The sequence below is a fragment of the Micromonospora sp. WMMC264 genome (genome assembly GCF_027497275.1).
Taxonomy (GTDB): Bacteria; Actinomycetota; Actinomycetes; order Mycobacteriales; family Micromonosporaceae; genus Micromonospora; species Micromonospora chalcea.
Map to the genome: position 1 here is coordinate 3,938,549 of NZ_CP114907.1, position 26,241 is coordinate 3,964,789.

Consider the following 26,241-nt stretch of genomic DNA (forward strand, 5'->3'; position numbering starts at 1 on the left):
ATGCAGGTCACCATGACCGTCAACGACGTCGAGGTCACCCGGGAGATCGAGGGCCGGCTGCTGCTTGTGCACTTCCTGCGCGACGTGCTGGGCCTGACCGGCACGCACTCGGGCTGCGACACCAGCAACTGCGGCACCTGCGTCGTCTGGCTCGACGGCGAACCGGTGAAGTCGTGCACCGTGCTGGCCGCGATGGCCGGCGGCCACCAGGTGCGTACCGTCGAGGGCCTGGCCAAGGGCGCGGAGCTCGACCCGGTCCAGCAGGGCTTCATGCAGTGCCACGGCCTGCAGTGCGGCTTCTGCACGCCCGGCATGATGATGACCGCTCGGGCGCTGCTCAACCGCAACCCGGACCCGACCGAGGCGGAGATCCGCGAAGCGATCTCCGGCCAGATCTGCCGCTGCACCGGCTACGCCACCATCGTGCGCTCGGTGCGCTGGGCCGCCGTGCACGAGGCGAACGCGGCCGCCGCGGTCACCGAGACCACCGAATCACCCGAAGCCGGCGAGATCGACAACGCCGGCCGGCCCGCCGGGAGCGTCGTATGACGACTGTGCACGAGCGCGTGGACACCTTCCACGACAACGACCAGAAGCCGGTGGGCTACGGCCGGATGCTGCGGAAGGAGGATCCGCGCTTCGTGCGCGGCCGGGGCCGGTTCGTCGACGACGTCCGGCTGCCCGGGCTGCTGCACCTGGCCATCCTCCGCTCGCCGGTGGCCCACGCGCGGATCCTGAGCATCGACACGAGCGCCGCCGAGGCATCCCCCGGCGTCAAGGCGGTAGTGACCGGGGCGATGCTGGCCGAGCAGGGTCTGGCCTGGATGCCGACGCTCTCCAACGACGTGCAGGCCGTGCTCGCCACCGACAAGGTGCGCTTCCAGGGCCAGGAGGTGGCGTTCGTCGTCGCCGAGGACCCGTACGCGGCGCGGGACGCGCTGGAGCTGATCGACGTCGAGTACGACGTCCTCGATCCGGTCGTCGACGCCCGCCGCGCGCTGGAGCCGGACGCCCCGGTGATCCGCGACGACCTGGAGGGCAAGACCGACAACCACTGCTTCGACTGGGAGACCGGCGACGAGGCGGCCACCGCGGCGGTGTTCGCCCGGGCGGACGTCGTGGTCACCCAGGACCTGGTCTATCCGCGGGTGCACCCGGCGCCGATGGAGACGTGCGGCGCGGTCGCCGACTTCGACGCCGTCGAGGGCAAGCTGCGCCTCTGGTCCACCACGCAGGCGCCGCACGCGCACCGCACCCTCTACGCCCTGGTGGCGGGCATCCCCGAGCACAAGATCCAGGTGATCTCGCCGGACATCGGCGGTGGCTTCGGCAACAAGGTGCCGATCTATCCGGGATACGTCTGCGCGATCGTCGCGTCGATCGTCACCGGGAAGCCGGTGAAGTGGATGGAGGACCGCTTCGAGAACCTGATCAGCACCGGCTTCGCCCGCGACTACATCATGCGTGGTGAGATCGCGGCGACCCGGGACGGCCGGATCCTGGCCATCCGCACCAACGTCCTCGCCGACCACGGCGCCTTCAACGGCACCGCCGCGCCGGTGAAGTACCCGGCTGGTTTCTTCGGCGTCTTCACCGGCAGCTACGACATCGAGGCCGCGTACTGCAAGATGACGGCGGTCTTCACCAACAAGGCGCCGGGCGGTGTGGCGTACGCCTGTTCGTTCCGCATCACCGAGGCCGTCTACCTCGTCGAGCGGATCGTCGACTGCCTCGCCGACGAACTGGGCATGGACCCGGCCGAGCTGCGGCTGAAGAACTTCATCCGGCCGGAGCAGTTCCCGTACACCACGAAGACCGGCTGGGTGTACGACTCCGGCGACTACGAGCCGACGATGCGGCTGGCGATGGAGATGGCCGGCTACGCCGACCTGCGGCGCGAGCAGCAGGAGAAGCGGGCCCGGGGCGAGCTGATGGGCATCGGTATCGCGTTCTTCACCGAGGCCGTCGGCGCCGGGCCGCGCAAGAACATGGACATCCTCGGCCTGGGCATGGCCGACGGTTGCGAGTTGCGCGTGCACCCGACCGGCAAGGCGGTGGTGCGGCTCAGCGTGCAGTCCCAGGGGCAGGGGCACGAGACGACGTTCGCGCAGATCGTCGCGGAGGAGATCGGCATTCCGCCGGACCACATCGACGTGCTGCACGGCGACACCGACAACACGCCGTTCGGCCTCGGCACGTACGGCAGCCGGTCCACCCCGGTCTCCGGCGCCGCGGCGGCCCTGGTGGCCCGCAAGGTCCGCGACAAGGCCCGGATCATCGCCTCCGGCATGCTGGAGGTCTCGGTCGCCGACCTGGAGTGGGACAAGGGTTCCTTCCGGGTCAAGGGCGATCCGGGTAAGAGCGTGACGATCCAGGACATCGCGATGCGGGCCCACGGCGCTGGTGACCTGCCCGAGGGCGTCGAGGGCGGGTTGGAGGCGCAGATCTGCTACAACCCGTCGAACCTGACGTATCCGCACGGGGCGTACATCTGCGTGGTGGACATCGACCCCGGCACCGCGCAGGTCAAGGTGCGGCGGTTCATCGCCGTCGACGACTGCGGCACCCGGATCAACCCGATGATCATCGAGGGGCAGGTGCACGGCGGGCTGGCCGACGGGGTCGGCATGGCCCTGATGGAGATGATCGCGTTCGACGAGGACGGCAACTGCCTCGGCGCGTCGCTGATGGACTACCTGCTGCCCACCGCGCTGGAGGTGCCCGACTGGGAGACCGGCTTCACCGTCACCCCGTCGCCGCACCACCCGATCGGCGCGAAGGGCGTGGGCGAGTCGGCCACCGTCGGCTCCCCGCCCGCGATCGTCAACGCGATCGTCGACGCGCTCGAACCCTTCGGCGTACGGCATGCCGACATGCCGTTGACGCCGTCGCGCGTCTGGGACGCGATGCGCGGCAACGCCCGCCCGCCGATCTAGGGGAGGTGGCCATGACGACTATCGCCCGCCGTACGCGGGATCTGACCGTCTCGCGCGCGCCGTTCGTGCACGCCACGGTGGTCCGGGCGCAGGACCCGACGTCGGCCCGGCCCGGCGACGACGCGGTGATCCTGCCCGACGGCACCATCGAGGGTTTCGTCGGCGGGGTGTGCGCCGAGAACTCGGTGCGGGCGGCCGCCCTGGACACCCTCCGCGACGGCAAGGCGCTGCTGCTGCGGGTCCTGCCGGACGGCACGCCCGCATTTCCCGACACGCCGGGGGCACGGGTCGTGGTCAACCCGTGCCACTCGGGCGGGGCGCTGGAGATCTTCCTGCGCCCGGTGCTACCGGTACCCGTGCTGGGTCTGGTGGGCGACACGCCGATCAGCGCGGCGGTGGCCACCCTGGCGGCCTTCCTCGACTTCGAGGTGGCGACGTCCGGCGACTACGCCGGCGCGACAGCGGTCGTGGTGGCCGGCCTCGGCAGGGGCGAGCAGGACGCCATCCGCGCCGCCCTGGACGCCGGGGTGGGGCACATCGCGCTGGTCGCCAGCCGAAAGCGCGGGGCGGCGGTGCTCGACGAACTGGCGCTGTCCGACGCGGAGCGCGCCCGGGTCCGGACCCCGGCCGGGCTGGAGATCGGGGCGCGCTCACCACAGGAGATCGCACTGTCGATCATGGCCGAGGTGGTGCGGGCGCTGCGGGTGGACGGCCTCGCCTCCTCCCCCGCACCACCCGCGGCGCTCCCCCAGCAAGCAGTCGACCCGGTGTGCGGGATGACGGTCCTGATCGGACCGGACACCCCGCACGTGCGGATCGACGGCACCGACCACTGGTTCTGCTGCCCCGGCTGCCTCGACCGGCACGTGGCGGCGTAGCCGTGTTCGTGACCGGCCTGGTTCTGGCCGCCGGGGCCTCGGTACGCCTCGGCGAGGCCAAGCAGCTGCTGCCGTACCGCGGGCGGACGCTGCTCGACGCCACCCTCGACCTGGCCCGCTCGTGCGCCTTCGACCAGTTGCTGGTGACCCTCGGCGGCGCCGCCGACCTGATCCGCGAACGGGTGGACCTGACCGGGGTCCAGGTCGTCGAGAACGCCGAGTTCAGCACTGGTTGCGGATCGTCGGTCCGCGCCGCGACGCAGGCGGTGGACCCGCGCGCCGACGGGCTCGTGCTCCTGCTCGGCGACCAACCAGGCGTACGGGCCGCCGACGTACGCCGGGTCGCGGCGGCGACCACCCCGCTCGCGGTGTGCCGGTACGCCGACGGCCTGGGACACCCGTTCTGGTTCGCCCGCGACGTCCTGCCGGAGCTGCGTGTCCTGCACGGCGACAAGGCGGTGTGGAAGCTGCTGCACTCCGGCCGCCACCCGGTCACGGAGATACCTGTGGACGGGCCGGTGCCGATCGACGTGGACACCCGCGCGGACTACCGGCGGCTGCTCTCGGGCGAGGCGCGGTGAAGGACCCCCTGGCCGTGCGGCGCCGGCTCGACGCCGTCGACTACCTGGCCGACGACGGCATGGCGATGGCCGTCTTCCTCGCGCTGGAGCTGGGCAAGCCGCTGCTGCTCGAGGGTGAGCCCGGCGTCGGCAAGACCGCGGCGGCCAAGGCGCTGGCGCGGGCGCTGGACACGACGCTGATCCGGCTGCAGTGCTACGAGGGCCTGACGCCCGGCGAGGCGCTGTACGAATGGAACTACCAGCGGCAGTTGCTCGCCATCCGGCTGGCCGAGGCCCGGCACGCCTCGCTCACCGACGCCGACCTGTTCGCCGCGGAGTTCCTGCAGGAACGGCCGATCCTGCGGGCGGTACGCCACCCGGGGCCGGTCCCGCCGGTGCTGCTGATCGACGAGATCGACCGGGCCGACGACGAGTTCGAGGCGCTGCTGTTCGAGTTCCTCGGCGAGTCCGGGATCACCATCCCCGAGCTGGGCACGTTCACCGCGACCACGCCGCCGGTCGTGGTGCTCACCTCCAACCGCAGCCGCGACCTGCACGACGCGCTGCGCCGCCGCTGCCTGTACCACTGGATCGACTTTCCGCAGATGGACCGGGCCACCGAGATCGTCCGGCGGGCCGTGCCGGGCGCCACCGAAGGGCTGATCCGCACGGCGACCGCCTTCGTCGGCGACGTACGTGCCCTCGGCCTGGACAAGGCGCCCGGCATGGCCGAGGCCATCGACTGGGTCGCCGCGCTGTCAGTGCTCGGCGCCGCCGACCTCTCCGCCGACGACGTCGGCCGGACCATCGGCACCATCGCCAAGACCCCCGACGACCGCGCCGCCGTCGCCGCCGCGCTCGGCGCACACCAGGAGAGGCCGGCATGAAGATCACCAACGAGTTCACCGTCGACATTCCGATCGCGCAGGCGTGGGCGATCCTCACCGACCTGGAGGGCGTCGCGCCGTGCCTGCCGGGCGCCCAGTTGACCGGCGTCGACGGCGACGTCCACCAGGGCACGGTGAAGGTCAAGGTCGGCCCGGTCGTCTCCGAGTTCGCCGGCACCGCACGCTTCGTGGAGAAGGACGAGGAGCGCTACCGGGGGGTGATCGAGGCGAAGGGCCGCGACCGGCGGTCCGCGGCGAACGCGTCCGCCCTGGTCACCGCCGAGCTGCGGCCGGACGGTCAGCGCACAGTCGTCAACGTGGACACCGATCTGAAGATCTCGGGGCGGCTGGCCCAGTTCGGCAGCGGCATGATCAAGGAGGTGTCCGGCAAGCTGCTCGCCCAGTTCGTCGCCAACCTCGAAGCGAGGCTGGCGGCGGAGGAGACCGGCGACCCGCACGCGGCCACCGCGCCTGACGCGTCCGAGCCCGCGCCGGCCGTCGCCGCCACGCCCGACCGCGCCACGTCCGCCGCGACCGGGCCCGACGCCTCCACGGCCCTGCCCCGTACCCTCGCGGCCGACGCGGACGCCACCCCGTCCGGGACCACCGTGGCCGGCACCCCCATGGCCGTCTCGGCGCCCACCGGTCGACCGGATGCCGACGCCGACGCCGAACCGGAGACGCTGGACCTGCTCGACATCGCCGGTGGGGCCGTCGTCAAGCGCCTCGTGCCGGTGCTCGTCGGGATCGTCGTCGTCGGTGGGATGATCGCCTGGTGGGTCGCCCGCCGGTGAGCGGCGGTGTGCTGCGCGGCGTCGACCGCGCGGCGTTCGCGACGGCGTTCGCCGACCGGTTGCGGCGGGCCGGCGTACCCGCCGGGCTCACCGAGGCCAATGATTTCGTCCGGGCGCTCGGCGTGTGGACGCCCGGTGAGACGACCGCGCTCTACTGGGCCGCCCGGATCAGCTTCGTGCGGCGGCACGCCGACCTCGCCGCCTTCGACCGCGTCTTCGCCGCTGTCTTCGCCGACGCGCCGCCGCTGCCGCTCACCCGGTCCGCGGCCCCGCCGGCCGCTCGTGACGACGTGCACCTGCCGGTGCCCGCCGACACCGACGCCACCGGCGACGGTGGTGGGCTGCCGTGGGCGACGTTGCCGGCGCCCGTCGCCGAGGCGGAGCCCTCCGACGCCGGGGTGCGGCTGCCCGAGCGACGGCCCAGCGCCCTCGCCGGGCTCGCCGACCGGCCGTTCGAGGACCTCGACGCCGCCCAGCTCGCGCTGCTCGGCGACGCCCTGCGCGAGGCCGTCGCCCGCTGGCCGTCCCGGCGCACCAGGCGGCACGCCGTCGGTCCGGCCGGGCGGCGGGTCGCGCTGCGTCCGACTATCGCCCGGGCCCGTCGCACCGCGTGGGAGCCCGTCGAGGTCGTCCGCGAGCGACAGGTACGCCGACCGCGCCGGGTGGTGCTGCTGTGCGACCTCAGCGAGTCGATGCGGGCCCAGGCCCACGCGTACCTGCACCTGCTGCGGGCCTTCGCGGTGAGCACCGACGCGGAGGTGTTCGCCTTCGCCACGACGCTCACCCGGCTCACCGTCGCGCTGCGGCACACGTCGGCGTCCGCGGCGATCGCGCACGCCGGCGCCGCCGTGACCGACCGGTTCGGGGGTACGCGCATCGCGACGAACCTGCGGGCACTGCTCGCGTCCCCGCACGGCGACGCGGTTCGCGGGGCGGTGGTGCTGATCGGCTCGGACGGCTGGGACAGCGACCCCCCGGACGAACTCGCCGCCGTGATGGCACGGCTGAGCCGCCGCGCCCACCGGATCGTCTGGCTGAACCCACGGGCCGGCGCCCCCGGCTTCGCTCCCCTGGTGGCGGGCATGGCCGCGGCCCTGCCCTACTGTGACCGGCTGCTGCCGGCCGCGACGTTCCGGGACCTGCTGGACGCCGCCGGTCAGCTCCAGAGCGTCACGTGCACCGAGGGCCGGAAGCGGTTCACCGCGACGCCCACGCCGCGCATCATCGCCTGAATCGCCCGGGGCGTCGACGCGAAGCGGCACAGTTCCGCTGCCACGGACGGTGTGCCGGGTGTGACGAGCACCAGCGAATGCCACACCGCCTCGGCCTTGGCGTGCGGCCCGGACAACGCCACGAGTTGGCCGCTGCGGAGATCCGGCGCGACGGTGAACGACAGCGCGGGCGCGATCCCCCGGCCGCGCTGCGCCTCACCCAGCGCCGCCGCGTGGCTCTGGAAGATCTGCTGCCGCTCCTCGGGTACGCCGAGCCGGCGCAGCATCGCCGGGACAGCGCCCACGGTGTCGGTGGCCGAAGGGCCGAGCAGCCAGGTCTGGTCACGCAGCTGCCCCGGCGAGGCCGGCACACCGGCCAGCGGATGGTCCGGGCCGAGGACAGTCACCAGCCGGTAGTTCATCATCGGCCGGCCGGAGATCGCCGGATCAGCCACCGGCGGCAGCGGCCCCATCGCGACGTCCGCGGCCCGGGTCAGCAGCAGCGACTCGAAGGAGCCGGGGTCGCAGACGCTCAGCTCGATGTCGAGGTCGGCGGCGCGTCTGGCGAACAGCTCGATCAGTCTCGGCGCGGCGAACTCGGCGAACTCGCTGGACGCGGCGACCCGCAGCATCCGGCGGCCGTGCGCCGCCGAACTGACCTCCAGGACCGTACGGTCCTGCAGGCCCAGCATCTCGGCCGCGCGGCTGGCGAGCCGCAGCCCGCCGGGGGTGAAGGCCAGCCCCGCCGCCGTCCGGGTGAACAACTGGTCTCCGAACTCCCGCCGGAGCTGGCCGATGAGCAGCGAGACCGCCGACTCGGAGACCTCCAGTTGCGCGGCGGCCTGCTTGACGGATCCCAGCCGGACGACAGCGACGTAGGCCCGTAGCTGCGTCGGAGTCATCGGCGTCGACCCGCCCTTCTGCTGCGCCGTGGACTGCTGCGGGCAGCCCGCGGTGTACCCCGATCATTCCCCGCCGATTGCCTCGCCGCCAGGGACAGCGCGCCCGAAGCGATCCGGCCGGTACGCGGGGTGAGTGCCCGATCAGGCGTCGGTGTCGGTGAGCAGCCGGGCGGCCAGGGAGCGTATCTCGTCCTTGAGTTCGTCCGGGCGCTCGATCGTGAACGACCAGCCGAGCCCGGCGAGCATCTGTGCCGCGCCGTCGAGCCGTTCCGCTCGGGCGGTGAGGCGCACTCCGCCGGGAACCTCGGTGAGCGTGCCGACCGAGGGCGGGATCCGTCGCTGCGCCTGCTCCGGGCTGGTGTGCAGCACCACGGAGATGTCGTGTGCGTACGGCACTGCTGCCAGCCCGGTGAGTACTTGCGTGGTGGGATCGAAGCCGGCCGGGATGTCGAACCTGCCCGGGGTGGGGCGGGCGGTCCCGATGCGGTCGAGCCGGAACGTCCGTACGGCCCGGCGGTTGTGGTCGTGGCCGGTGACGTACCACCGGCCGGCGTGGAAGACCAGCCCGTACGGGTCGAGTCGGCGCTCGCCGGCCTCGCCACGCCAGGTGGTGTAGGTGATGTTCACCGGTTGCTGATGCCGGGCCGCTTCCGCGAGCACCAGCAGCACCTCGATGCCGGGCGGGGCGGACTTCCGGACCCGTGCGGTGAAGTCCACGGTCTCCAGCAGCGAATCGATCCGCCGGGCGAGAACCGCCGGCAACACCCGGCGGATCTTCGCGGTCGCGCTCTCGGCGGCCGCGCCTTCGGCGGTGACCAGCCCGGCCCGGCGGGCGGCGACGAGCCCGAGCATGACGGCGACCGCCTCCTCGTCGGTGAGCATGAGTGGCGGCAGCTTGTATCCGGGCGCGAGCCGGTATCCGCCGTAGCGGCCGCGCCGGGCCTCGACCGGGATGCCCAGGTCGGCGAGGTGCGCGGCGTAGCGGCGGACCGTGCGCTCGTCGACGCCCAGCCGACCGGCCAGTTCGGCGACGGTGAAGCCGCCGCCGGCCTGGAGGATCTCCAGCAACGCCAGTACGCGCGCGGTCGGCCGGGTCACGAATCCCCACTTCCAATCCGGGCGGAACCTGTCCGGTATTGATCGTAGCGTGTCAGGCATGACGACCTTCGTACTGGTTCCCGGGTTCTGGCTCGGCGCATGGGCCTGGCGCCCGGTCACCGCCGCCCTGCGCGGGCACGGCCACGAGGTGTACCCGCTGAGCCTGACCGGTCTGGGCGAGCGCGCCCACCTGGCCCGCCCGGACACCGACCTCGACGTCCACGTCACCGACGTGGTCAACCTGCTGCGCTACGAGGACCTGCACGACGTGGTGCTCGTCGGGCACAGCTACGCCGGCGCGGTCGTGACGACCGCCGTTGCCGACCGCATGACCGACCGCATCGCCCAACTGGTCTTCGTCGACACCGGCCCGCTGCCCGACGGGGCGGCGAACGAGGACTTCAGCCCGCCCTCGGAGCGTGACCGCAACGCGGCGATGGTGGCCGAACACGGCGACGGCTGGCGGCTGCCACCCCCGCCGTGGGCCGGGCTGGCGGCGAGCGCAGCAGACGTGGATGAGTCGGTCGTCGCGTTGCTCGATGAGCGGTCGGTGGCCCAGCCGTGGGCGACTGCCACCACCCCGGTGCGGCTCACCGGCGCGTGGGAGAAGCTGCCCCGCCTCGGCGTGCTGTCGAGCTTCACCGCCGAGCAGGCACGCGAGATGGCCGCCACCGTGCCGCTGTGCCGGCACATGGCCGGCGATTCGTGGCGGTACGAGGAACTGCCGACATGGCACTGGCCGATGCTCAGCCGACCGGCCGAGCTGGCCCGGATCCTGCACGAGGCCAGGCCGACGGTGTAGCCCGCGGTGCCCGGGCGACCGCGCCCCAGGTCACCCGGGCACAAACATGGGGAACCATCGAACACAGCCGGTGCTCAGATGTTGGAGCCGTCCGGCGGCAGCCCGGGCGGTGGCTGCGGGGATCCGCCCCGGCCGGCAGCCGGTGGACAGGACATGCCCAGGGTGTAGGCCGTCATGGACAACGAGCCGTAGGCGTAGCCGTCGACGAGGACCTCGGTGTCGGGAGTGTCCACGGCGGCGGCCAGACCGGCGAGATACAACGCCGGGATGAAGTGATCCGGTGTCGGTACCGCACGGCGGAAGTCCCCGTGGGCGTCGAGGGTCGCGTACTCGCCCGGATCGGTCAACATCCGGGCCTTGGCGTCCTCGTCGAAGCGTCGCGCCCAGTCGAAGCCGTCGTCGGTCAGCGTCCAGTCCATGCCGCGCAGGTTGTGCACGACGTTGCCGCTCGCCACGATCAGCACGCCGCGCCGACGCAGTGGAGCGAGCCGGGCGCCGAGTTGAAGGTGGTAGTCCATCGGCTTGTCGGCGTTGATGCTGAGCTGGACGACGGGAATCGTCGCGTCCGGAAAGGCGTGCATCAGCACCGACCAGGTGCCATGGTCGATGCCCCAGCTGTCGACGTCCGCCCCGACCCAGGTCGGATGGACGACGTCACTGACCTCCTCAGCCAGCTCGGGCAGCCCCGGCGCCGGGTACTGCACCTCGAACAGCTCCTGCGGAAACCCGTAGAAGTCGTGGATGGTCCTCGGCCGGGGCATCGCGGTGACGGCCGTGGCGTTGATGTACCAATGGGCGCTGACCACCAGGATCGCGCGGGGACGCGGCACCGCGGCGCCGAAGGCTCTCCACGCGGAGGTGTACCGGTTGACCTCGAGGGCGTTCATCGGGTTGCCGTGGCCCAGGAACGCCGCGGGCATCAACACATCCCGGGCCGGATGTACGTCTGAAGGCACGTGGACTTCCCTCCGTGGAGGACCGGATCGTACGGCGCGGCCTGCCGGACCTGAATGTCACGATAGTGCCGACCGCGACGTAACGTGGGGTGATCAGGCGGTCGGATGGGAGAGCGCCACGGCGATGGCTGGTCCGATCGCGACGCTGAGCAGGTAGGCGAGGTTGAACAGACCCAGTGCTTCGGCCCGGTGGGAGCCGGATACGACGCCGGCCGCGTGCAGGGCGAGTACGCCTTGGCCGGTCGCGGCGGCCAAGGAGCCGAGCGTCATCGCCGCAAGCAGCAGCGGTACAGCGGTGGTGACCGTCGCCAGCAGCAGCGCGGCGGCGCCGGTGAGGAGCAACATGGCGACCGCGACGCGGCGTGGCACTCGCACGGATGCCGCGACCAGGAACCCGGAGCAGATGCCGCCGATCAGGTACGGCGCCAGCAGCACGAGCCCGCTCTGGGTGCCTGCCCATCCCGCGTGCTGTCGCAGCAGGTCCGGCGCGGCGTAGAGCAGGGCGAAGTTCCCCGCTCCCAGCGCGAAGGCCAGCGCGCACGCCGCGAGGAACCGGCCGTTCCGTGCCACCGCAGCAGGCAGGAAGCCGTCCGGGCGGACCTTGGTCCAGGCCACCAGCAGAGGCAGCAGCACGACGGTGGCCGGGCCGGCCACCAGCGGCCGGTGCGGAATGAGGACGGCTGCGGTGACCAGCATGGCCAGGATGGTCATCCCGAAGAAGTCGAACGGCGCCGGCGCCGCGTCCGGTGCGGTGGTGCCGCGGCGAGTCGCGGGCACGGCGAGCACCGCCAGCAGCGGCAACGCCAGCGCCGCCTGCCACGAGGAGAGGTCGGCGATCAGTGCGCCGGTCAGCGGACCGGTGGCCCCGACGACCGCCAGCGACGCGGCGACCACGCCCATCTGCCGGGCCGAGTCGGCCAGTTTCATCGCGGTCACGGTGAGGCCGGCAGACCCCAGTCCCTGCACCGCCGCACCGGCCACCATCGCCGACACGCTCGGGATCAGCACGAGGATGAGCGTCCCCGCTGCCACCAGCGCGGACGCGACGGTCAGGGCCGCTCGTACGCCGCGACGGGCGAGCAGCGCCGCCAGCAGCGGCGTCCCTAACGCGATCCCCCAGCCGAAGGCGGTCACACCGGCGGCCGCGGCCTGTTCCCCACCACCCGTCGCGCGCGCCAGGTCGTCGAGCAGCAGTGCCGGTGCGGCAATCCCGAACGACAGCGGACCGGCCAGCAGGGCGAGCCAGGGTGTGGCCACCCGCCCCGGTGCGAGTTGCCTGTCGCGGTGAGCGGCTCGGCGCCGCTGTAGCTGATCCATGTCGTTCCTCCGGTGTCGGCTCGGTTCAGCCTTCCCGGGGCTCCTTACCATCGGCTGATGGCCGGCTGACGTACGCGTCGGTGACCCCGCGTCGCTTCCCGCCGAGCAGATCGACGGCCGGCGGACCTTCGCGGGGCGGGACAGCCGGCTGGCTAGTGTGAAGCGATGAGGTTCGGAGTGCTGGGCGACGTTGCGGTGTGGACGTCGGACGGCACACCTGTCGCCGTGCCCGGCCTCAAAGTGCGTGGTCTGCTGGCTGACCTGCTGGTTCACGAGGGGCGCCCGGTGACCGCCGACCGGCTGATCGAAGATCTCTGGGGTGACGAGGCGCCGGGCAACGCGCTCGGGGCGCTCCAGACCAAGGTGTCGCAGTTGCGGCGTGCCCTGGAGGCGGGCGAGGCGGGTGGCCGTGCGCTGGTCGAGTCCGGTGAGGCCGGCTACCGGCTGCGGACGTCGTCGGAATCGGTCGACGCCGGTCGCTTCGCCGCTCTGTTGCTACGTTCGGGCGCGCAGCGGGAGCCCGCTGTGCGGGCGGCGACGCTGACCGAGGCTCTGTCGCTGTGGCGCGGTTCCCCGTACGCCGACTTCAGTGACGAGCGATTCGTCCGCCAGGCGGTCGAGCGGCTCAACGACCAGCGCCTGACCGCGCTGGAGGAACTGGCCGAGGCCCGGCTCGATCTTGGCCAGCACCACCTGCTCGCCGGGGAACTGACCGACCTGGTCGCAGGCCACCCGTGGCGTGAGCGACTACGGGCCGCGCACCTGCGCGCCCTGTACGGCTCGGGACGGCAGCATGAGGCGCTGTTCGCCTACGAGCAGTTCCGTCGGCAGGCGCGCGACGAACTCGGCGTCGATCCCGGCAGAGAGTTGGTCGAGCTGCACGGGGCGATCCTGCGCCAGGATCCCGCCCTCCAGCCGCCGGCACCGGCGTCGGCTCCGGCCCGAACCAACCTGCCGGCGCCTCTGTCGCCGGGTCCGTACGGCGGACTGATCGGGCGCGACGCGGCCGTCGAGGCGGTACGGGAACGGCTGACGAACGAGCGGCTGGTGACCCTGACCGGTCTGGGTGGGGTGGGAAAGAGCAGGTTGGCGATCGAGGCCGCTCGGGTGCTGGGTGACACGTTCCCCGCTGGAGTGTGGCTCGTCGAGCTGGCCGGCCGGCCGTACAGCGGCGACCACGCGACCTGCACCGAGATCGTCGACATGGTGGCGGCGACGCTCGAGATCCGAGACGACAGTCCGCCCGGCCTGCCCGGTGATCGACCACCCCGCGAGCCGATGGACCGGCTGGTCGCCGCGCTGCGAGGTCGGCGGATGCTGTTGCTGCTCGACAACTGCGAACACGTGGTGGCGTCAGTCGCTCAACTGACCGAGAAACTTCTCGGCGCCGCGGCCGACCTGCGCATCCTGGCGACAAGCCGCGAACCGCTCGGGATCCCCGGCGAAGTCGTCATTCCGGTGCCGCCGCTGGCCCTGCCGGAGCCCGGAGCCGGCGCGCGGCAGATCGCCGAGGCTCCGGCGGTTCGGCTCTTCGTAGCCCGCGCCCGCGCCACCGAGCCGGGGTTCACCGTCGATCAGCGGAACACGGACGCGGTCGCCGTCATCTGCCGGCGTCTCGACGGCGTACCGCTGGCGCTGGAACTGGCCGCGTCCCGTCTGGCCGTTCTCGACCCGGACGAGCTGGCGGCACGGCTCGACGATCGCTTCCGGCTGCTGTCATCCGGCCGGCGCACCGCGCCCCCGCGTCAGCAGGGACTTCGCGCCGTGATCGACTGGAGTTGGGAGTTGCTGGCGCCTCCCGAACGCGCGGTGCTGCGCCGGCTCGCGGTCTTCGCCGACGGCGCCACCCTGGCCGCCGCCGAGCAGGTGTGCGCTGGCGGCCAGGTGGCAGCGGACGAGGTCCTCGATGTGCTGGCACGCCTGATCGACCGGTCGCTGGTCATGGTGCGGCACGGTGAGAGTCCGCGACGCTTTCGGCTGCCGGAGACGGTGGCTGCCTACGGTCTGGAACAGCTCGACAGCGCCGCCGAGCTGCCCGCAACTCGTCGCCGTTACGTCACGTGTTTCGCCCGTCTCGCCGAGCAGGCCGCCGGGCGGCTACGTGGTCACGATCAGAGCCGCGCGCTACGCGAGCTGGACGCCGAGAACGCGAACTTCCGGGCGGCGCTCGACGTCGCCGCCACTGACGGTCAGGCCCGCGTGGGCCTGGCGCTCGCCACCTCGTTGTCCTGGTACCGGCTGCTCCGGGGTCGGTTCGGAGAGGTGAGCCGGTCACTGCGAACGGCGCTGGACATCGTCCCGAGGAGCGAGGTCGACGTCGCACCGGACGGCCTGCGGCGGCATGCGGAGATGTGGCTGACCGCTCTCGCCACCCGGGACGGCGATCCGACCGCTCCCCGGCAGCGGATCCTGGAGAGCTACCAGGACCACGAGGGGCCGGAGAAGGCGTTCGCGCAGTGGTTGTTCGCTTCCATGATGCTCGGCTCCGGAGATCCGGGCGCGGCGGCCGTCCTGGTCGACGCGGCGCTGGCGGCGTTCCGCGCCGGCGGGGACCGGTGGGGCATCGCTGCCGCCTGCGCCATCCGAGCGGACCTCGCGCTCGTACTCCGCAGCGACCTGCCCGCGGCGCAGCGTGACTGCGAGACCAGCCGGGCGCTGTTCGAGCAACTGGGCGACCGCTGGGGCCAAGTACATCCGACGAGCCTGTTGGGAACCCTGGCCGAGATCCACGGCGACTACGATCGCGCCGCCACGCGCTACCGGGAGGCGTTGCGCATCGCCGAACACCTGCGGCTGTGGACGTCGGTGTCCCGGCAGCTGGCATGCATCGGCCGGCTCGCCATTTTGAGAGGCGACCTCGACGAGGCCGTCGTCAGTCACGACCGCGCGCTACAGGTGGCCCAGGAACAGTCGAGCTCCTCCGCCGTCGCCTTCGCCGGCACGGGCCTGGCAATGATCGCGCGACGGCGGGGCGACCTCGACGCCGCCGAGACCCGGCAGCGGGACCTGCTCGACTGGAACCGCCGTGCCGGCTTCCTGCCGGGCTGCGCGCTCGCGCTGGCCGAGTTGGGGTTTATCGCGGAGCACCGCGGTGATGCTGTCCTCGCCGAGCGCCACCACCGTGAGTCGCTCGACGCGGCGCGCGCCACCGGTGATCAACGGGCGGTCGCCCTGGCTCTCGAGGGCCTGGCCGGGGCCATCAGCCTCGGCGGTGACAGTCGGCCCGCCGCGCGGCTGCTCGCCGCGGCACGGACGCTGCGCGAGGCCGCCGGCGCGCCGCTGCCTCCCAGCGAGCAACACGACGTCCAGCGCATCACCGCCCGCCTCCGGGAGGCGCTCGGCAGCGACGAACTCGCTGCCGAGATGAGCCGCGGCGCACAGCTCGACCTCGACGAACAGCCGTTCAGCGGCGTCGGTAAGGGGGTGGTCAGCGAACGGTAAGCCTGCTCGGCACGGTTGACCGAGTACCGAGCCGACCCAGGAGGCAGCATGCATACCGATGCCAGGATCGCCGTCATCTACTACTCCGCCACCGGCACCGTGCACCGGCTCGCGCAGGCATTTGTCGACGGAGCCGCGGACGCCGGCGCGGAGGTCCGCCTGCGCCGGGTGGCAGAGTTGGCGCCGGAGCACGTCATTGATGCCAAGCCGCAGTGGCGAGCCCACCTCGACGCCACTGGCGACATTCCGGTCGCCACCCTGGACGACCTCCGGTGGGCCAACGGGTACGCCTTCGGCACGCCGACCCGTTTCGGGAACATCTGCTCTCAGCTGCGCCAGTTTCTCGACACCACGACCGGCCCATGGCAGGCGGAGGAACTGGCCGACAAGCCGGCGACCGGTTTCACCGCCAGCTACGAGGAACACGGCGGCCAGGAGGCGACTCTGCTCAGCCTCTACCAGACCTTCCACCACTGGGGGTCGATCATCCTGCCTACGGGCTACCTGAACTACGACACCGCTCACGTCGCCGGCGGAAACCCGTACGGCGTCAGCCAGGTGGAGAGCCGCGCCAGCCGGGATCCCGAGTACGCCAGAGCTGTCCTCGAGACGGCCTGCTTCCAGGGCGCACGCCTGACCCGGATGGCAGCCGCTCTCGCCGCCGCCCGCGCGGACAGCAAGCTCGGGTAGGAGCCCGGCGGCGGGAGCAGTACGACACCGGGACGGAATCGTGAGTAGACGCGCGGGTCATGTCGAACATCGGCAGAAGGTGTACGGGGTGTCCGCGCTCAACCCGGTCACGTCATCGGCCGCCTTTCGGGGCATGCGCCGAAGGCGATCGTGGGGAACTGATGCGGGGCGCCGCTTCCTCGCCTAAGCTGCATCCGAATACATCGATACCAATCAATAGCAGGTGTCGGCAGCCGGGGCCGGTCCAGCAGCCACGGGCCTCGCATTCACCGACTCCGATTGGAGTACCCGATGACCTGGCGTCCAACCATCGCCGCACTCACCGGCCTGTGCCTCGCGCTCACCACCGCACCAGGCCCCGCCGGCGCCGCGCCCCCGGCACCTCGGCGCGCCGCTCATGTGAACGTTCACACCTACCCGCTCGCCGGGCCGCCCGGCGCGCCCCCCGGGGTCTGCCCGGCCGGCACCGGGTACGGCCCGCCGCTGCCGGCCGGCTCCGTGTCCGCGACGAAGATCCAGGGCGGGTTCTCGTTCCTCGAAGGACCGGTCTGGATCGCCGACGGCGGCTACCTGCTGATGTCCGACATGGCCGCGGGCACCGGGCCGTACAACGTGCAGCCCTCCACGATCCGCCGGTTCACCCCGCCTTCGACCTTCGACACCTTCATCGCCGACTCCGGCAGCAACGGCCTGGCACTCAGCCCCGACGCCCAGCAGATCATCGCCGCCACCCACGACCAGCGGAACGTCTCCACGTACCGGCTGAGCGACCGGACCCGCAGCACCGTCGCCGCCGACTACCAGGGCCGGGCGTTCAACTCACCGAACGACGTCACGGTCCGCTCCGACGGTGTCGTCTACTTCACCGACCCCAACTTCCAGCGCGGCAACCGACCCGACCAGATGAGCGGACGTACCAGTGTCTTCCGCGTCTCCGGCGGCCAGGTCTCGCTGGTGGACGACCGGCTGCGGCAACCCAACGGCATCGCGCTCTCCCCGGACGGCGGCACCCTCTACGTGGGTGCCTACTCCGAGAACAAGATCTACAAGTACGTCGTCCAGCCCGACGGCAGCACCGGCGCCCGCAGCGTCTTCGTCAACTACCTCGGCGGTCCCGACGGCGTCACCGTCGACTGCGCCGGCAACGTGTACTGGGCCTCCGGCTCGGACGGGCTGATCCACGTCTACTCGCCCTCAGGCGCGCAGCTCGGCACGATCCGCTCCGGCGGCGCCGGCACCACGAACGTGGCGTTCGGCGGACCCGACCGGCAGACCCTCTACATCACCTCCGGCCGGACGAACGACTCCGGCCTGTACAGCATCCGGCTCAACGTCCCCGGCTACCCGTACTGACCAAGAACCCCGGGAAGGAAAGCACCCGTGCGGACCAATCCTCACCAGCTCCGACACCGCGTACCGCTCGCCCTGCTGATCTGCGCCGGCACCGTCCTGACCGGCGTACCCGCAAACGCCGCGGCGGCCGCGCCGGCGGCCGGCAGCCGGCCGGCGGCCCGGCTCGCCGCCGACACCAGCCCGCCCACCCGGCCGACCGGCCTGCGCAGCAGCCGGCTGACCTGCCAGTCCGTCACGCTTTCCTGGTACGCGTCCCGGGACAACGTCGGCGTCGCCTTCTACGACATCTACCACGACGGCCAGCTCGTCACCTCGGTCTCGGGACGGACGCTGACCGCCACGCTCAGCGTCGTGCAGGGTGTCACCTGGGGCTGGTACGTCAACGCCCGCGACGCCGCCGGCAACGTCTCGCAGGCCAGCTCCACGCTCTCGGTCACCCCGCCGTTCTGCCAGCAGGACACGACTCCGCCCAGCACGCCGACCAACCTGGCCGCGACGGTGAACGGCACAGCCGTGACCCTCACCTGGTCGGCCTCCACCGACAACGTCGCGGTCACCGGCTACACGATCCTGCGCAACGGTACGGCCGTCGGCTCCACCACCGGCACCGGCGGCAACCCGCCGGCGACCACGTTCACCGACACCGGGCTGACGCCCGACACCGACTACCGGTACACGGTGACCGCCCGCGACGCCCAGGGCAATGTCTCGGGGACGAGCGCCGCGGTCACCGCACACACCGGCTCGGGCTGCACGAGCCCGGTGTGCGGCGCCACGGTGGTCACCACCGAGAAGGACCTGCCCTGGGGCCTTGTGCAACTGCCCGACGGCACGGTCCTCTACGGCCGGCGCGACCTGTTCGACATCGTCGCCATGAACCCGGACGGCACCGACAAACGCAGCATCGGCACCGTGCCGAACGTGGCCGGCACCAGCGGCGAGGGCGGCGTGCTCGGGCTGGCCGTCTCGGCCACCTTCACCACCGACCGCTGGCTGTACATCTACCACACCACCACGACCGACAACCGGATCGTGCGCATCCGCTACGACGGCACGCTGCAGACCGGCACCAGGCAGGTGCTCGTCACCGGGATCCCGCGCAACAAGTACCACAACGGCGGCCGGCTGCGCTTCGGCCCCGACGGCAAGCTCTACGCCGCCACCGGCGACGGACAGAACCCCGACGTGGCCCAGGACACCAACAATCTCGGCGGCAAGGTGCTGCGGCTCAACCCCGACGGCACGGTGCCGGCGGACAACCCCTTCGGCAACCACGTGTGGAGCTACGGCCACCGCAACCCGCAGGGACTCGCCTTCGACTCCCAGGGCCGGCTCTTCGAGCAGGAGTTCGGCAACAACGTCATGGACGAGACCAACATCATCGTCAAGGGCGGCAACTACGGCTGGCCCGCCTGCGAAGGCACCTCCGGCGACTGCGCCAACCCGAGCTTCAGGGCCCCGATCCGGACGTACCCGGTGGCCGAGGCCTCGTGCAGCGGCATCGCGATCGTCCGGGACGTGCTCTACATCGCCTGCCTGCGTGGCAACCGGATGTACCGTGCGGAGATCAGCGGCGACACGCTCACCAACGTCCAGCAGTACTTCGTCGGGACGTACTTCCGGCTGCGCACCGTCGAACCGACCCTCGACGGCAATCTGTGGCTGACCACGAGCACCGGCGGGGACAAGGACAGCACCCCGAACAACAGCAACGAGAGAGTCCTCAAGGTGACCCTCGGCGGGGCGGCGTCCGGCCCCACGAGCTGAGAGAAGGCCTCCCGGTTGCCGGAGCGGTTGCTGGACAGCTCCACTCCACAACCGGGAGGCCTTCGTCATCACGTTCATCGACGTCATGCCTTCTCGGCCGGGTGAGGAGGCCGACGCACCAGTACCGGGCAGAGGGAGGATGGGTGGTGATAGGCAACTTGATCGCGATCGAAGAGCACTGGATCACGCCCGCGCTGACCGCCGCTGTTCAGGGCAGCGACGACAGTCTCCCGTTCGTGCTCGCGCTGACACCGCCCGGCACCCAGTCGCTGGCACCCGACGACGCGGTACGGCTCAGCCGGATAGCGAACGAGACGGCCGCCGAGGCCGTGAGCCGTCACCCACGTCGGCTGCGCGCGATGTCGAGCTGCCGATGTCGGCTCCGGACCGGGTCGTGCCCGAGCCGGAGCGCGCGGCGGCGGAGGGGCACGTCGGCACGATGGTCTACGGACGGTCCGGCGACCTGTTGCTGGACGACCCGGTGTACGAGGACTTCTTCGCCGCGGCCGAGGGGCTGGGACAGCCGGTCTCCGACTACATCCGGACGAACATCTGGATCACGACGTCGGGGATGCTGAACCCGGCGCTCCTGCAGCACGCGCTGACCGTGACCGGGTCGACCGTCGGATCTTCTCCACCGACTACCCCTTCCAGCACCCTGGCCGCGACGAGATCGACACGTTCCTCTCCCACTTCGCTCCCGACGTCCGGGACCAGGTCACCGAGGGCAACGCGCATGGGTCTGGACTGCCGGGCCTTCTGGTGGGGCGGACCGGGCGAGGGCGAGCATCACGGCAGTGCCTGGCGGGTGGCCGCGGCTTCGCTCAGCCGGCCAGCCCTCGCCGGCGCCTGTGGCCAGGCACTGCGGTGATCAGCAGCCCGCCGACGACGGCAGCCGCGCCGAGGTAGGCCAGCGGCCGGAAGAGCATGAACGTATACCCGATCCAGGCCGGTCCTGCTGGCTGGTGCGGGGCAAAGTAGCTGGCGACCAGCGCCAGGGCGCTCAGCGCAGTAGCGGGGAGAAGGGCGAGCAGTCCTGCGCCGGCTACGACTACCGTGAGGGCCCGCCGCGTTGGAGTGGCTTCCTTGATCCGCCGGAACGCCCAGGCCGCCATCAACCAACCGGCGGCAGCGCCGGCGAGTAGCCCAGCCGTGGTCAGTGGGAGCACGGCGACGGGCGTCGTACGGCTGACGGCTACTTGCAACCCATAGTGGGATTCGTCGAGGGCGCCCTCAGAGAAAACCTCCACCAGCCACCCATCCCGATAGACCGCTGACTCCGGGCAGCAACCGGACAGATCCGTTTTGGCTGGCCGCCAACCGGCCGCCCGCATGCGTTGCTCTGCCCCGTCAACCAACTGGCGCACCGGCCTGTCGTTGGGGTAGGTGAACTGGAAGAAGACCTTCCCCGCCCGGTACTCGTCGGTTCCGCCTATCAGGTACACCCATCGCGGATCGGTGTAGTCGGGGTTGTCGTCGTAGATGAAGTCCCACCGTTGCGGCACAGCCGACATCCCCGGCGGTAACGCCGGCTCAACCATTCGCAGCGCGTCGGAGTTGCTCGGCAAGGGTTGCGCGGTCTGCCAACCCAGATAGCCGCCGAGCGCGCCGAGCGCCACGGCCGTGACTGTGGCAGCGCAGATCACGCCGACTATTCCGGCTGCACCCCACACCCGGAATCGGAATCGGAGACCACCGGTGAGCAGGTCGACGACCTCGGCGCGGGTCGGCCAGGTCCTGTCGACTGGAGCGGCGTCCAGCAGTGTCGTCACGATCTCGGCGCCGCGTCGGCGTCGGTAGGACCGCGGGTACGTCAGCAGCAACCGTCGGTAGCGGCAGGTGAGCCTCGCCCGAGCGCCTGGTTCTGGCATCTGCACTCCTTGCCGATACGTGAGCACTGCTGATCAGAGGGATCAGGACGGAAGGAGACCGGGCCGCGATGTCCACCCGGCGAGACGGTTGACGGCGATCTCTGCATTGCTGCGTAGCCGGGCAGTCTCCTGCCGCAGTGCGGCACCGCCCTGTTCGGTCAGCCGGTAGTAGCGCCGCGCCCGACCATCGACCGTCTCCTCGCGGTCGATGGCGATCAGCCCTTCGGCGGTCAAGCGGTCCAACGCCGCGTACAGCGTGCCGGCGCTCAGCTTCACGCGTCCCTTGGACAGGATCGCCACCTGGCGCATCACGCCGTATCCGTGCAACGGCGGACCGGCCAACGCGGCGAGGGTCAGGAAGGTGGGTTCCCGCATGGTCACGCCAGCAATATACAGATGATCGATACAACCGAACAGATCCAGCCGGCCACAGCAACCGACCCCAGCGAGCACGGTAGACGACAAACAACGATCGGCCGCGCCGATGCCGCGTGGCACGTCAGGCAGTGCTAGCCGTCACCGAAGGCGATGGCCAGCACTGCCCGGGCGATACCGACGACGGAGTGTCGACGCGGTGTCAGGTCAGTTGACGCCGACGTTCAGGTAGAAGTGGCCGAGCTTGAGCGACAGAGAGGCGCCTCCGAAGTTGTGAATGAGCAGGGCCAGAAGTATGACGATCAAGATGCAGACGACGATCCAGATCAGGGTCCACACGAACCTTGGGATCCCGTAGCGACCGACGCGGGCCATCAGGCTCGCCCCCTCGGCGTCGGCGCTGCAGCAGGCGCCGCCACGCATGGCCTTGTCGGCTGTTGACAACTGCGTCCGACGCTAGCGGACGTCTCCATACACCCTCCTTCATCGAGGTGTCCGCGAAACTTCCCAACCGAGGCGCGCGTCAAACTGGGACGGACCCGCTGACCATCGACCGTCGAGGAATGGTCGGCGCACGAATCACTACGCCTCTCGCACGTACCCCGAGGAGTTGTGCCGCCCGGCCGCAGCGCTGGTGCTCGATTCCGGTCGCGCGATCCGCGACGTGGGCGAGGTCTCCCGCCGGAGGCCGGGGCCGGCGGGCCGGCGGGCCAGGTGACGCGCTTGAGCAGCTGCTCGCGGCTCTTGTCGTCCCCGGAGATGAAGGCCGTCGTCGCCTGAATCTCGTTGCTGAAAGCACGGTAGGTCCAGACGGACGGGAGCACGTGCTGGTCGGACTGCTCGACTTGGAGCAGCTGCCCATCCTTGACCACCAGCCGGTTCGGGTTGACGAGCGGAGCGACGCCCTGGTGCACGACAGCTATCCACGCCTGGCCTTCAGAGTTGCAGGCCCCGGGCGGGCCAGCCGTCGGTCTCGTGGCCTGGGGACCCCACCCCGCCACGAGGTAGACGATGCGCGGCTCGGCGGTGCAGGGGTCAAAGGTCGGACCTCGCTCGTGCGCCAGCCCTCCGGGACGGCGACCGACAGGCCACCCAGGCTCACCGTGGCCCCGGCGGCCTCGGACCCCCTTCGGGGGCGCACCTAGCTGGGGCAGGGCCACGACGGCCGCGGCCGCGACGGCGACGGCGACGGCGACGGACCCAGCGGATCCCCAGGCACGGCGGCGGCGCTGCACGCTACGCCGTCCGAGGCGGACCAGCCGGGTGGCGGGATCAGTCTCGGCCGGCGTCACGGAGGCGGCCGCGCGGTCGAGCAGCTCGCTGACGTGGGTGGTATTCACGGCGTCTCCTTGGCAGATTCGACGAACAGGCCGCTGGCGCGCAACGCCGCCAGGGCACGGGACGTGCGGCTCTTGACCGTTCCCACCGCAACGCCGAGGGTCTGCGCCACCTCGGCCTCGGAGGCGTCGGCCCAGAACCGCAGCACCAGCACCACCCGCTGGTCGGCAGGCAACCGGCGCAGACTGGCGAGCACCTGCACGCTGAGATCCGACTGATCCGCGAACCCACCACGGGACGCGTCCGGCAGCTCCCCGGTCGGCGCCTCGTCGCGCCAGCGCCGGCGCCTGGCCCGCATCGTGGCCCGGACCATCACTGCCGGACGTACGCCTCCGGCCGCCCCTCCGGCACGCCCAACCGGTGCCACGACCGGTAGGCCGCGATCAGACCCTCCTGGGCGAGGTCCTCGCCCAGCCGGCCGTCACCGGTCAGCAGCGCGCCGAAGCGGACGATCTCGCGGTACCGGCTGGCGACGAAGTCCTCGTAGCCGGCGGGTTCCGCTCTGCGAAGCAAGCCCATACCTCATTAAGGGACCTGGACCTGCCCGTTGGTTCCCCCTGCCTAACCGGCGGTGACGGCAGAATTCCCCGCCACGTCGGCGAGGTCGCGGCCGGCGGTGGCTCGAATGGCCCGGGGCCAGGTCCATGCGGCGCGCAGGATGAAGGCCAGGAGCAGCAGTTCGAGCCCGATGGAGAAGCCGTAGAAGTAGAGGTAGGCCCAGGACTCGCCGTCCGCGTTGTACGCCGTGACGGGGATGTAGAGCGTTGCCACGACGAGGTTGGTGGCGCGGTTGACACGGGCGGGGAGCGTCGTGGAGAGCAGGATCATGAGGATCGGGACGGCCATGAGTGTGAGCGCGAGGGCGACGAAGGTCGGGCCCGTGTCGAACTCGTGCACGGCGCCGGCCAGGATGTCGTCGATGAAGCCGGGCTTGTACAGGGCGAGGTAGTCGACGTAGATGTAGAGGAACATGAAGCTGGCCCAGGCCGCGGCAAGCTTCGCCTGGACCGGGAGGTGCGCTTCCTGGAGCGCACCGGCCCGTCTGTCGGTTCTGGTCATCACGTCTCCTGTCTGCTGGCGTCAGCCGGGTCGGCTCACTCGATGTCTCCACACTGACCAGCGTCGGCGGGCGTCACATCCGCTTGCGGGCTCGGGCTGTCCTGGCCCCGGGCGCGGGAAACTCGCCGTACTTTCGGCTGATCCGCCCGAGGGGCGGCCCCCTTACGTTCTCGGAAAAGGGGGAAGCATGCTTGCTGGGATCTGGGCTGAGCCTCGCCCCACAGGTGCGCCGGTGCGTCTGTGGCGGGACTGGGCGCTGTCCTCGGCTCTTGTCGTGATCTCGGTCGTCGAGATGCTGCTGCGCGACGACAGGGCATGGGCGCCGCTGCTGGTCGGTGTCAGCGTCGTGGTCGCGGCGTGCCTGCTGTATCGACGCACGCGACCGCTGGCCGCGGTAAGCGTTGCCTTCGGAGCCGTTCTCCTCTTCGACATCGCGAGGATCGCGGTCATCGACGCCACCGGTCTGCTGGGCATCGCAGGGCTGCTCGTGTTGCCCTACGCCCTGCTGCGCTGGGGAGCAGGTCGTGAGGCTGCCCTCGGACTCGGCATCATCCTCATCTGGCTACCCGTCACCCTCGTCGCGGAGTCGACCTCGCCCGCGGAGAAGGTCGCCGGTTACGGCTTCTTCCTGTGCTCTGCCGCGCTCGGAGCGGCAGTGCGCTACCGCACCAGAAGCCACGAGCGCGACGTCGAGCAGGTCCGGCTCCACCAGCGCAACGAACTCGCCCGCGAGCTGCACGACACGGTCGGCCATCACGTCTCGGCCATCGCCGTCCAGGCACAGGCAGGTCGCGCGCTGGCCGCCGCAGATCCGGAGCGCGCGCTGGCCACCCTGGTCACCATCGAGGAAGAGGCGTCCCGGACGCTCAGGGAGATGCGAGCCCTCGTGGGCGTGCTGCGCGACGGTACGGACGCCGATCTCACCCCTCGGCGAGGAGTGGCGGACATCGAGCGACTCGCTCGTCCCGGCGGCGAGGTGCTGGGCGTCCGCGTGCAGGTCTCCGGTGACGCCGAGGCCGTTGAGCCGGCAGTCGGCACCGCGCTCTACCTGATCGCCGCCGAGGCGGTCACCAACGCGACCCGCCACGCCCGCGGCGCCACCGGAGTCACCGTCGACGTCACCGCATCCCGCGACCAGGTGCACCTGCGGGTACGCGATGACGGCGAGGCGACCACGACCAGCTCTTCGCACGCCGGCTACGGGCTGCGCGGCATGGCCGAGCGGGCGAGCCTGCTCGGCGGCACCCTCCGGGCGGGACCTGCCGCGGACGGCGGCTGGAGCGTCGACGCCTCGCTGCCTCGGACAGCGCGCGCGTCATGACCATCCGCGTGCTGGTCGCTGACGACCAGGACATCGTCAGGGCAGGGCTCTGCATGATCCTGAACGCCCAACCGGGCATCGCCGTCGTCGGCGACGCCGCCGACGGCCGCCGGGCGATCTCCATGGCCCGTTCGCTGCGTCCCGATGTGTGCCTGCTGGACATCCGCATGCCCGAGGTCGACGGGATCGAAGCCACCCGCCGGCTCGCCGGGGCCGACGTCGCCGATCCTCTGGCCGTCGTCGTCATCACCACCTTCGACCTCGATGAGTACGTCTACGGCGCGCTCAAGGCAGGCGCCCGCGGCTTCCTCCTCAAGGACGCCGGCGCCGAGATGCTCACCCAGGCCGTCCATGCCGCGGCCCGGGGCGACGCCCTGATCGCACCGAACATCACCGCGAGGCTCCTGTCCTCCTTCGCGAACAGCCGCCCGCGCTCGGTGCCACCTGAGCCTGTCGAGCCGCTGACCGCTCGCGAAGAACAGGTTCTGCTGGCTGCCGCTCGCGGGCGGACCAACAGCGAGATCGGCGATGAGCTGTCCATCAGCCTCAGCACCGTCAAGACCCACATCGCCGCCCTGATGCGCAAGCTCAACGCCCGCAACCGCGTCGAGATCGTGATGTGGGCCTACGAGACACGCCGCGTCGGCACCTGACCGACGCCCGCAGGCCCGGGTCGCGGAACCAA

At 71.4% G+C, this 26,241-nt stretch carries 25 protein-coding genes; 15 read left to right on the forward strand and 10 right to left on the reverse strand.

The features are described 5' to 3' along the window. Genes O7542_RS16915 through O7542_RS16945 form a run of 7 tightly spaced genes read left to right on the forward strand, consistent with a single transcriptional unit; the run spans position 1 to position 7,287 of the window. Complete coding sequence (locus tag O7542_RS16915; protein WP_043325358.1) at positions 1–549, forward strand: (2Fe-2S)-binding protein; 549 nt, start codon at positions 1–3, stop codon at positions 547–549. After that, positions 546–2,936 carry an aerobic carbon-monoxide dehydrogenase large subunit gene (locus tag O7542_RS16920; protein ID WP_281604864.1) on the forward strand — a complete coding sequence of 797 codons (2,391 nt, stop codon included), beginning with the start codon at positions 546–548 and terminating at the stop codon, positions 2,934–2,936. Before O7542_RS16915 ends, O7542_RS16920 begins: the two co-directional genes overlap by 4 nt. 11 nt (positions 2,937–2,947) lie before the next feature. Further along, complete coding sequence (locus O7542_RS16925; protein WP_187692800.1) at positions 2,948–3,814, forward strand: XdhC family protein; 867 nt, start codon at positions 2,948–2,950, stop codon at positions 3,812–3,814. An 8-nt stretch (positions 3,815–3,822) separates the two neighbouring features. After that, positions 3,823–4,395: a nucleotidyltransferase family protein gene (locus O7542_RS16930; protein WP_274477859.1), complete on the forward strand. Its 573-nt coding sequence runs from the start codon at positions 3,823–3,825 to the stop codon at positions 4,393–4,395. After that, entirely contained in the window at positions 4,392–5,261 is an 870-nt protein-coding gene (locus O7542_RS16935; protein WP_274477858.1) for a MoxR family ATPase, read from the forward strand. Before O7542_RS16930 ends, O7542_RS16935 begins: the two co-directional genes overlap by 4 nt. Continuing rightward, positions 5,258–6,055, forward strand: a complete 798-nt coding sequence (locus O7542_RS16940) for an SRPBCC domain-containing protein (RefSeq protein WP_281604865.1) — start codon at positions 5,258–5,260, stop codon at positions 6,053–6,055. Before O7542_RS16935 ends, O7542_RS16940 begins: the two co-directional genes overlap by 4 nt. Then, positions 6,037–7,287: a VWA domain-containing protein gene (locus O7542_RS16945; RefSeq protein WP_281604866.1), complete on the forward strand. Its 1,251-nt coding sequence runs from the start codon at positions 6,037–6,039 to the stop codon at positions 7,285–7,287. Before O7542_RS16940 ends, O7542_RS16945 begins: the two co-directional genes overlap by 19 nt. Here the strand turns inward: O7542_RS16945 and O7542_RS16950 are convergent. Continuing rightward, the gene (locus O7542_RS16950) at positions 7,212–8,168 is read right to left on the reverse strand and encodes a LysR family transcriptional regulator (RefSeq protein WP_064447319.1); all 957 of its coding nucleotides are present in this window, start codon (positions 8,166–8,168) and stop codon (positions 7,212–7,214) included. The two genes, O7542_RS16945 and O7542_RS16950, sit on opposite strands and share 76 nt — an antisense overlap. A gap of 141 nt (positions 8,169–8,309) precedes the next feature. Continuing rightward, positions 8,310–9,266, reverse strand: coding sequence for a YafY family protein (locus O7542_RS16955; protein WP_113973339.1), 957 nt, complete (start codon positions 9,264–9,266; stop codon positions 8,310–8,312). Between the two features lie 58 nt (positions 9,267–9,324). Here O7542_RS16955 and O7542_RS16960 point away from each other — a divergent pair, with 58 nt between their 5' ends. Then, complete coding sequence (locus O7542_RS16960) at positions 9,325–10,068, forward strand: alpha/beta hydrolase (protein ID WP_187692795.1); 744 nt, start codon at positions 9,325–9,327, stop codon at positions 10,066–10,068. A 74-nt stretch (positions 10,069–10,142) separates the two neighbouring features. On the opposite strand, the gene ygiD is transcribed toward O7542_RS16960, so the two are convergent. Together ygiD and O7542_RS16970 are read right to left on the reverse strand one after the other, a co-directional pair. After that, a complete protein-coding gene (gene ygiD / locus O7542_RS16965) occupies positions 10,143–10,988 on the reverse strand; it encodes a 4,5-DOPA dioxygenase extradiol (RefSeq protein WP_281604867.1) in 846 nt (281 codons plus the stop codon). A gap of 129 nt (positions 10,989–11,117) precedes the next feature. Then, positions 11,118–12,341 carry an MFS transporter gene (locus O7542_RS16970; protein ID WP_281604868.1) on the reverse strand — a complete coding sequence of 408 codons (1,224 nt, stop codon included), beginning with the start codon at positions 12,339–12,341 and terminating at the stop codon, positions 11,118–11,120. A 165-nt stretch (positions 12,342–12,506) separates the two neighbouring features. Between O7542_RS16970 and O7542_RS16975 the strand changes: the two genes are divergently transcribed. From O7542_RS16975 to O7542_RS16995, 5 genes are all read left to right on the forward strand, one after another. Beyond that, positions 12,507–15,782 (forward strand): BTAD domain-containing putative transcriptional regulator, encoded by a 3,276-nt coding sequence (locus O7542_RS16975; protein WP_281604869.1) that lies wholly within the window; start codon positions 12,507–12,509, stop codon positions 15,780–15,782. 48 nt (positions 15,783–15,830) lie between these two features. Then, positions 15,831–16,472: an NAD(P)H:quinone oxidoreductase gene (gene wrbA, locus O7542_RS16980; RefSeq protein ID WP_064447314.1), complete on the forward strand. Its 642-nt coding sequence runs from the start codon at positions 15,831–15,833 to the stop codon at positions 16,470–16,472. A gap of 291 nt (positions 16,473–16,763) precedes the next feature. Further along, complete coding sequence (locus O7542_RS16985) at positions 16,764–17,825, forward strand: SMP-30/gluconolactonase/LRE family protein (RefSeq protein WP_209960860.1); 1,062 nt, start codon at positions 16,764–16,766, stop codon at positions 17,823–17,825. Between the two features lie 27 nt (positions 17,826–17,852). Then, the gene (locus tag O7542_RS16990; protein ID WP_281604870.1) at positions 17,853–19,592 is read left to right on the forward strand and encodes a PQQ-dependent sugar dehydrogenase; all 1,740 of its coding nucleotides are present in this window, start codon (positions 17,853–17,855) and stop codon (positions 19,590–19,592) included. A gap of 394 nt (positions 19,593–19,986) precedes the next feature. Next, on the forward strand, positions 19,987–20,463 hold the full coding sequence (locus O7542_RS16995) for a hypothetical protein (RefSeq protein ID WP_281604871.1): 477 nt from the start codon (positions 19,987–19,989) through the stop codon (positions 20,461–20,463). Here the strand turns inward: O7542_RS16995 and O7542_RS17000 are convergent. The 6 genes from O7542_RS17000 to O7542_RS17025 form a co-directional block, all read right to left on the reverse strand. Next, the gene (locus O7542_RS17000; protein ID WP_043325384.1) at positions 20,417–21,364 is read right to left on the reverse strand and encodes a hypothetical protein; all 948 of its coding nucleotides are present in this window, start codon (positions 21,362–21,364) and stop codon (positions 20,417–20,419) included. The two genes, O7542_RS16995 and O7542_RS17000, sit on opposite strands and share 47 nt — an antisense overlap. A gap of 141 nt (positions 21,365–21,505) precedes the next feature. Continuing rightward, positions 21,506–21,838 carry a PadR family transcriptional regulator gene (locus O7542_RS17005; protein WP_043330437.1) on the reverse strand — a complete coding sequence of 111 codons (333 nt, stop codon included), beginning with the start codon at positions 21,836–21,838 and terminating at the stop codon, positions 21,506–21,508. Between the two features lie 207 nt (positions 21,839–22,045). Further along, a complete protein-coding gene (locus O7542_RS17010; RefSeq protein ID WP_124778790.1) occupies positions 22,046–22,282 on the reverse strand; it encodes a hypothetical protein in 237 nt (78 codons plus the stop codon). Between the two features lie 892 nt (positions 22,283–23,174). After that, positions 23,175–23,474, reverse strand: coding sequence for a sigma factor-like helix-turn-helix DNA-binding protein (locus O7542_RS17015; RefSeq protein ID WP_158629854.1), 300 nt, complete (start codon positions 23,472–23,474; stop codon positions 23,175–23,177). Positions 23,475–23,488: 14 nt separating this feature from the next. After that, positions 23,489–23,689: a sigma factor gene (locus O7542_RS17020; protein WP_158629855.1), complete on the reverse strand. Its 201-nt coding sequence runs from the start codon at positions 23,687–23,689 to the stop codon at positions 23,489–23,491. Positions 23,690–23,737: 48 nt separating this feature from the next. Then, positions 23,738–24,235 carry a DUF6326 family protein gene (locus O7542_RS17025; protein ID WP_051611129.1) on the reverse strand — a complete coding sequence of 166 codons (498 nt, stop codon included), beginning with the start codon at positions 24,233–24,235 and terminating at the stop codon, positions 23,738–23,740. Between the two features lie 274 nt (positions 24,236–24,509). Here O7542_RS17025 and O7542_RS17030 point away from each other — a divergent pair, with 274 nt between their 5' ends. After that, the gene (locus O7542_RS17030; protein WP_247301363.1) at positions 24,510–25,556 is read left to right on the forward strand and encodes a histidine kinase; all 1,047 of its coding nucleotides are present in this window, start codon (positions 24,510–24,512) and stop codon (positions 25,554–25,556) included. Then, positions 25,553–26,209 carry a response regulator transcription factor gene (locus tag O7542_RS17035; protein WP_043325390.1) on the forward strand — a complete coding sequence of 219 codons (657 nt, stop codon included), beginning with the start codon at positions 25,553–25,555 and terminating at the stop codon, positions 26,207–26,209. The genes O7542_RS17030 and O7542_RS17035 overlap by 4 nt, the downstream gene beginning before the upstream one ends. Positions 26,210–26,241 lie beyond the last annotated feature (32 nt).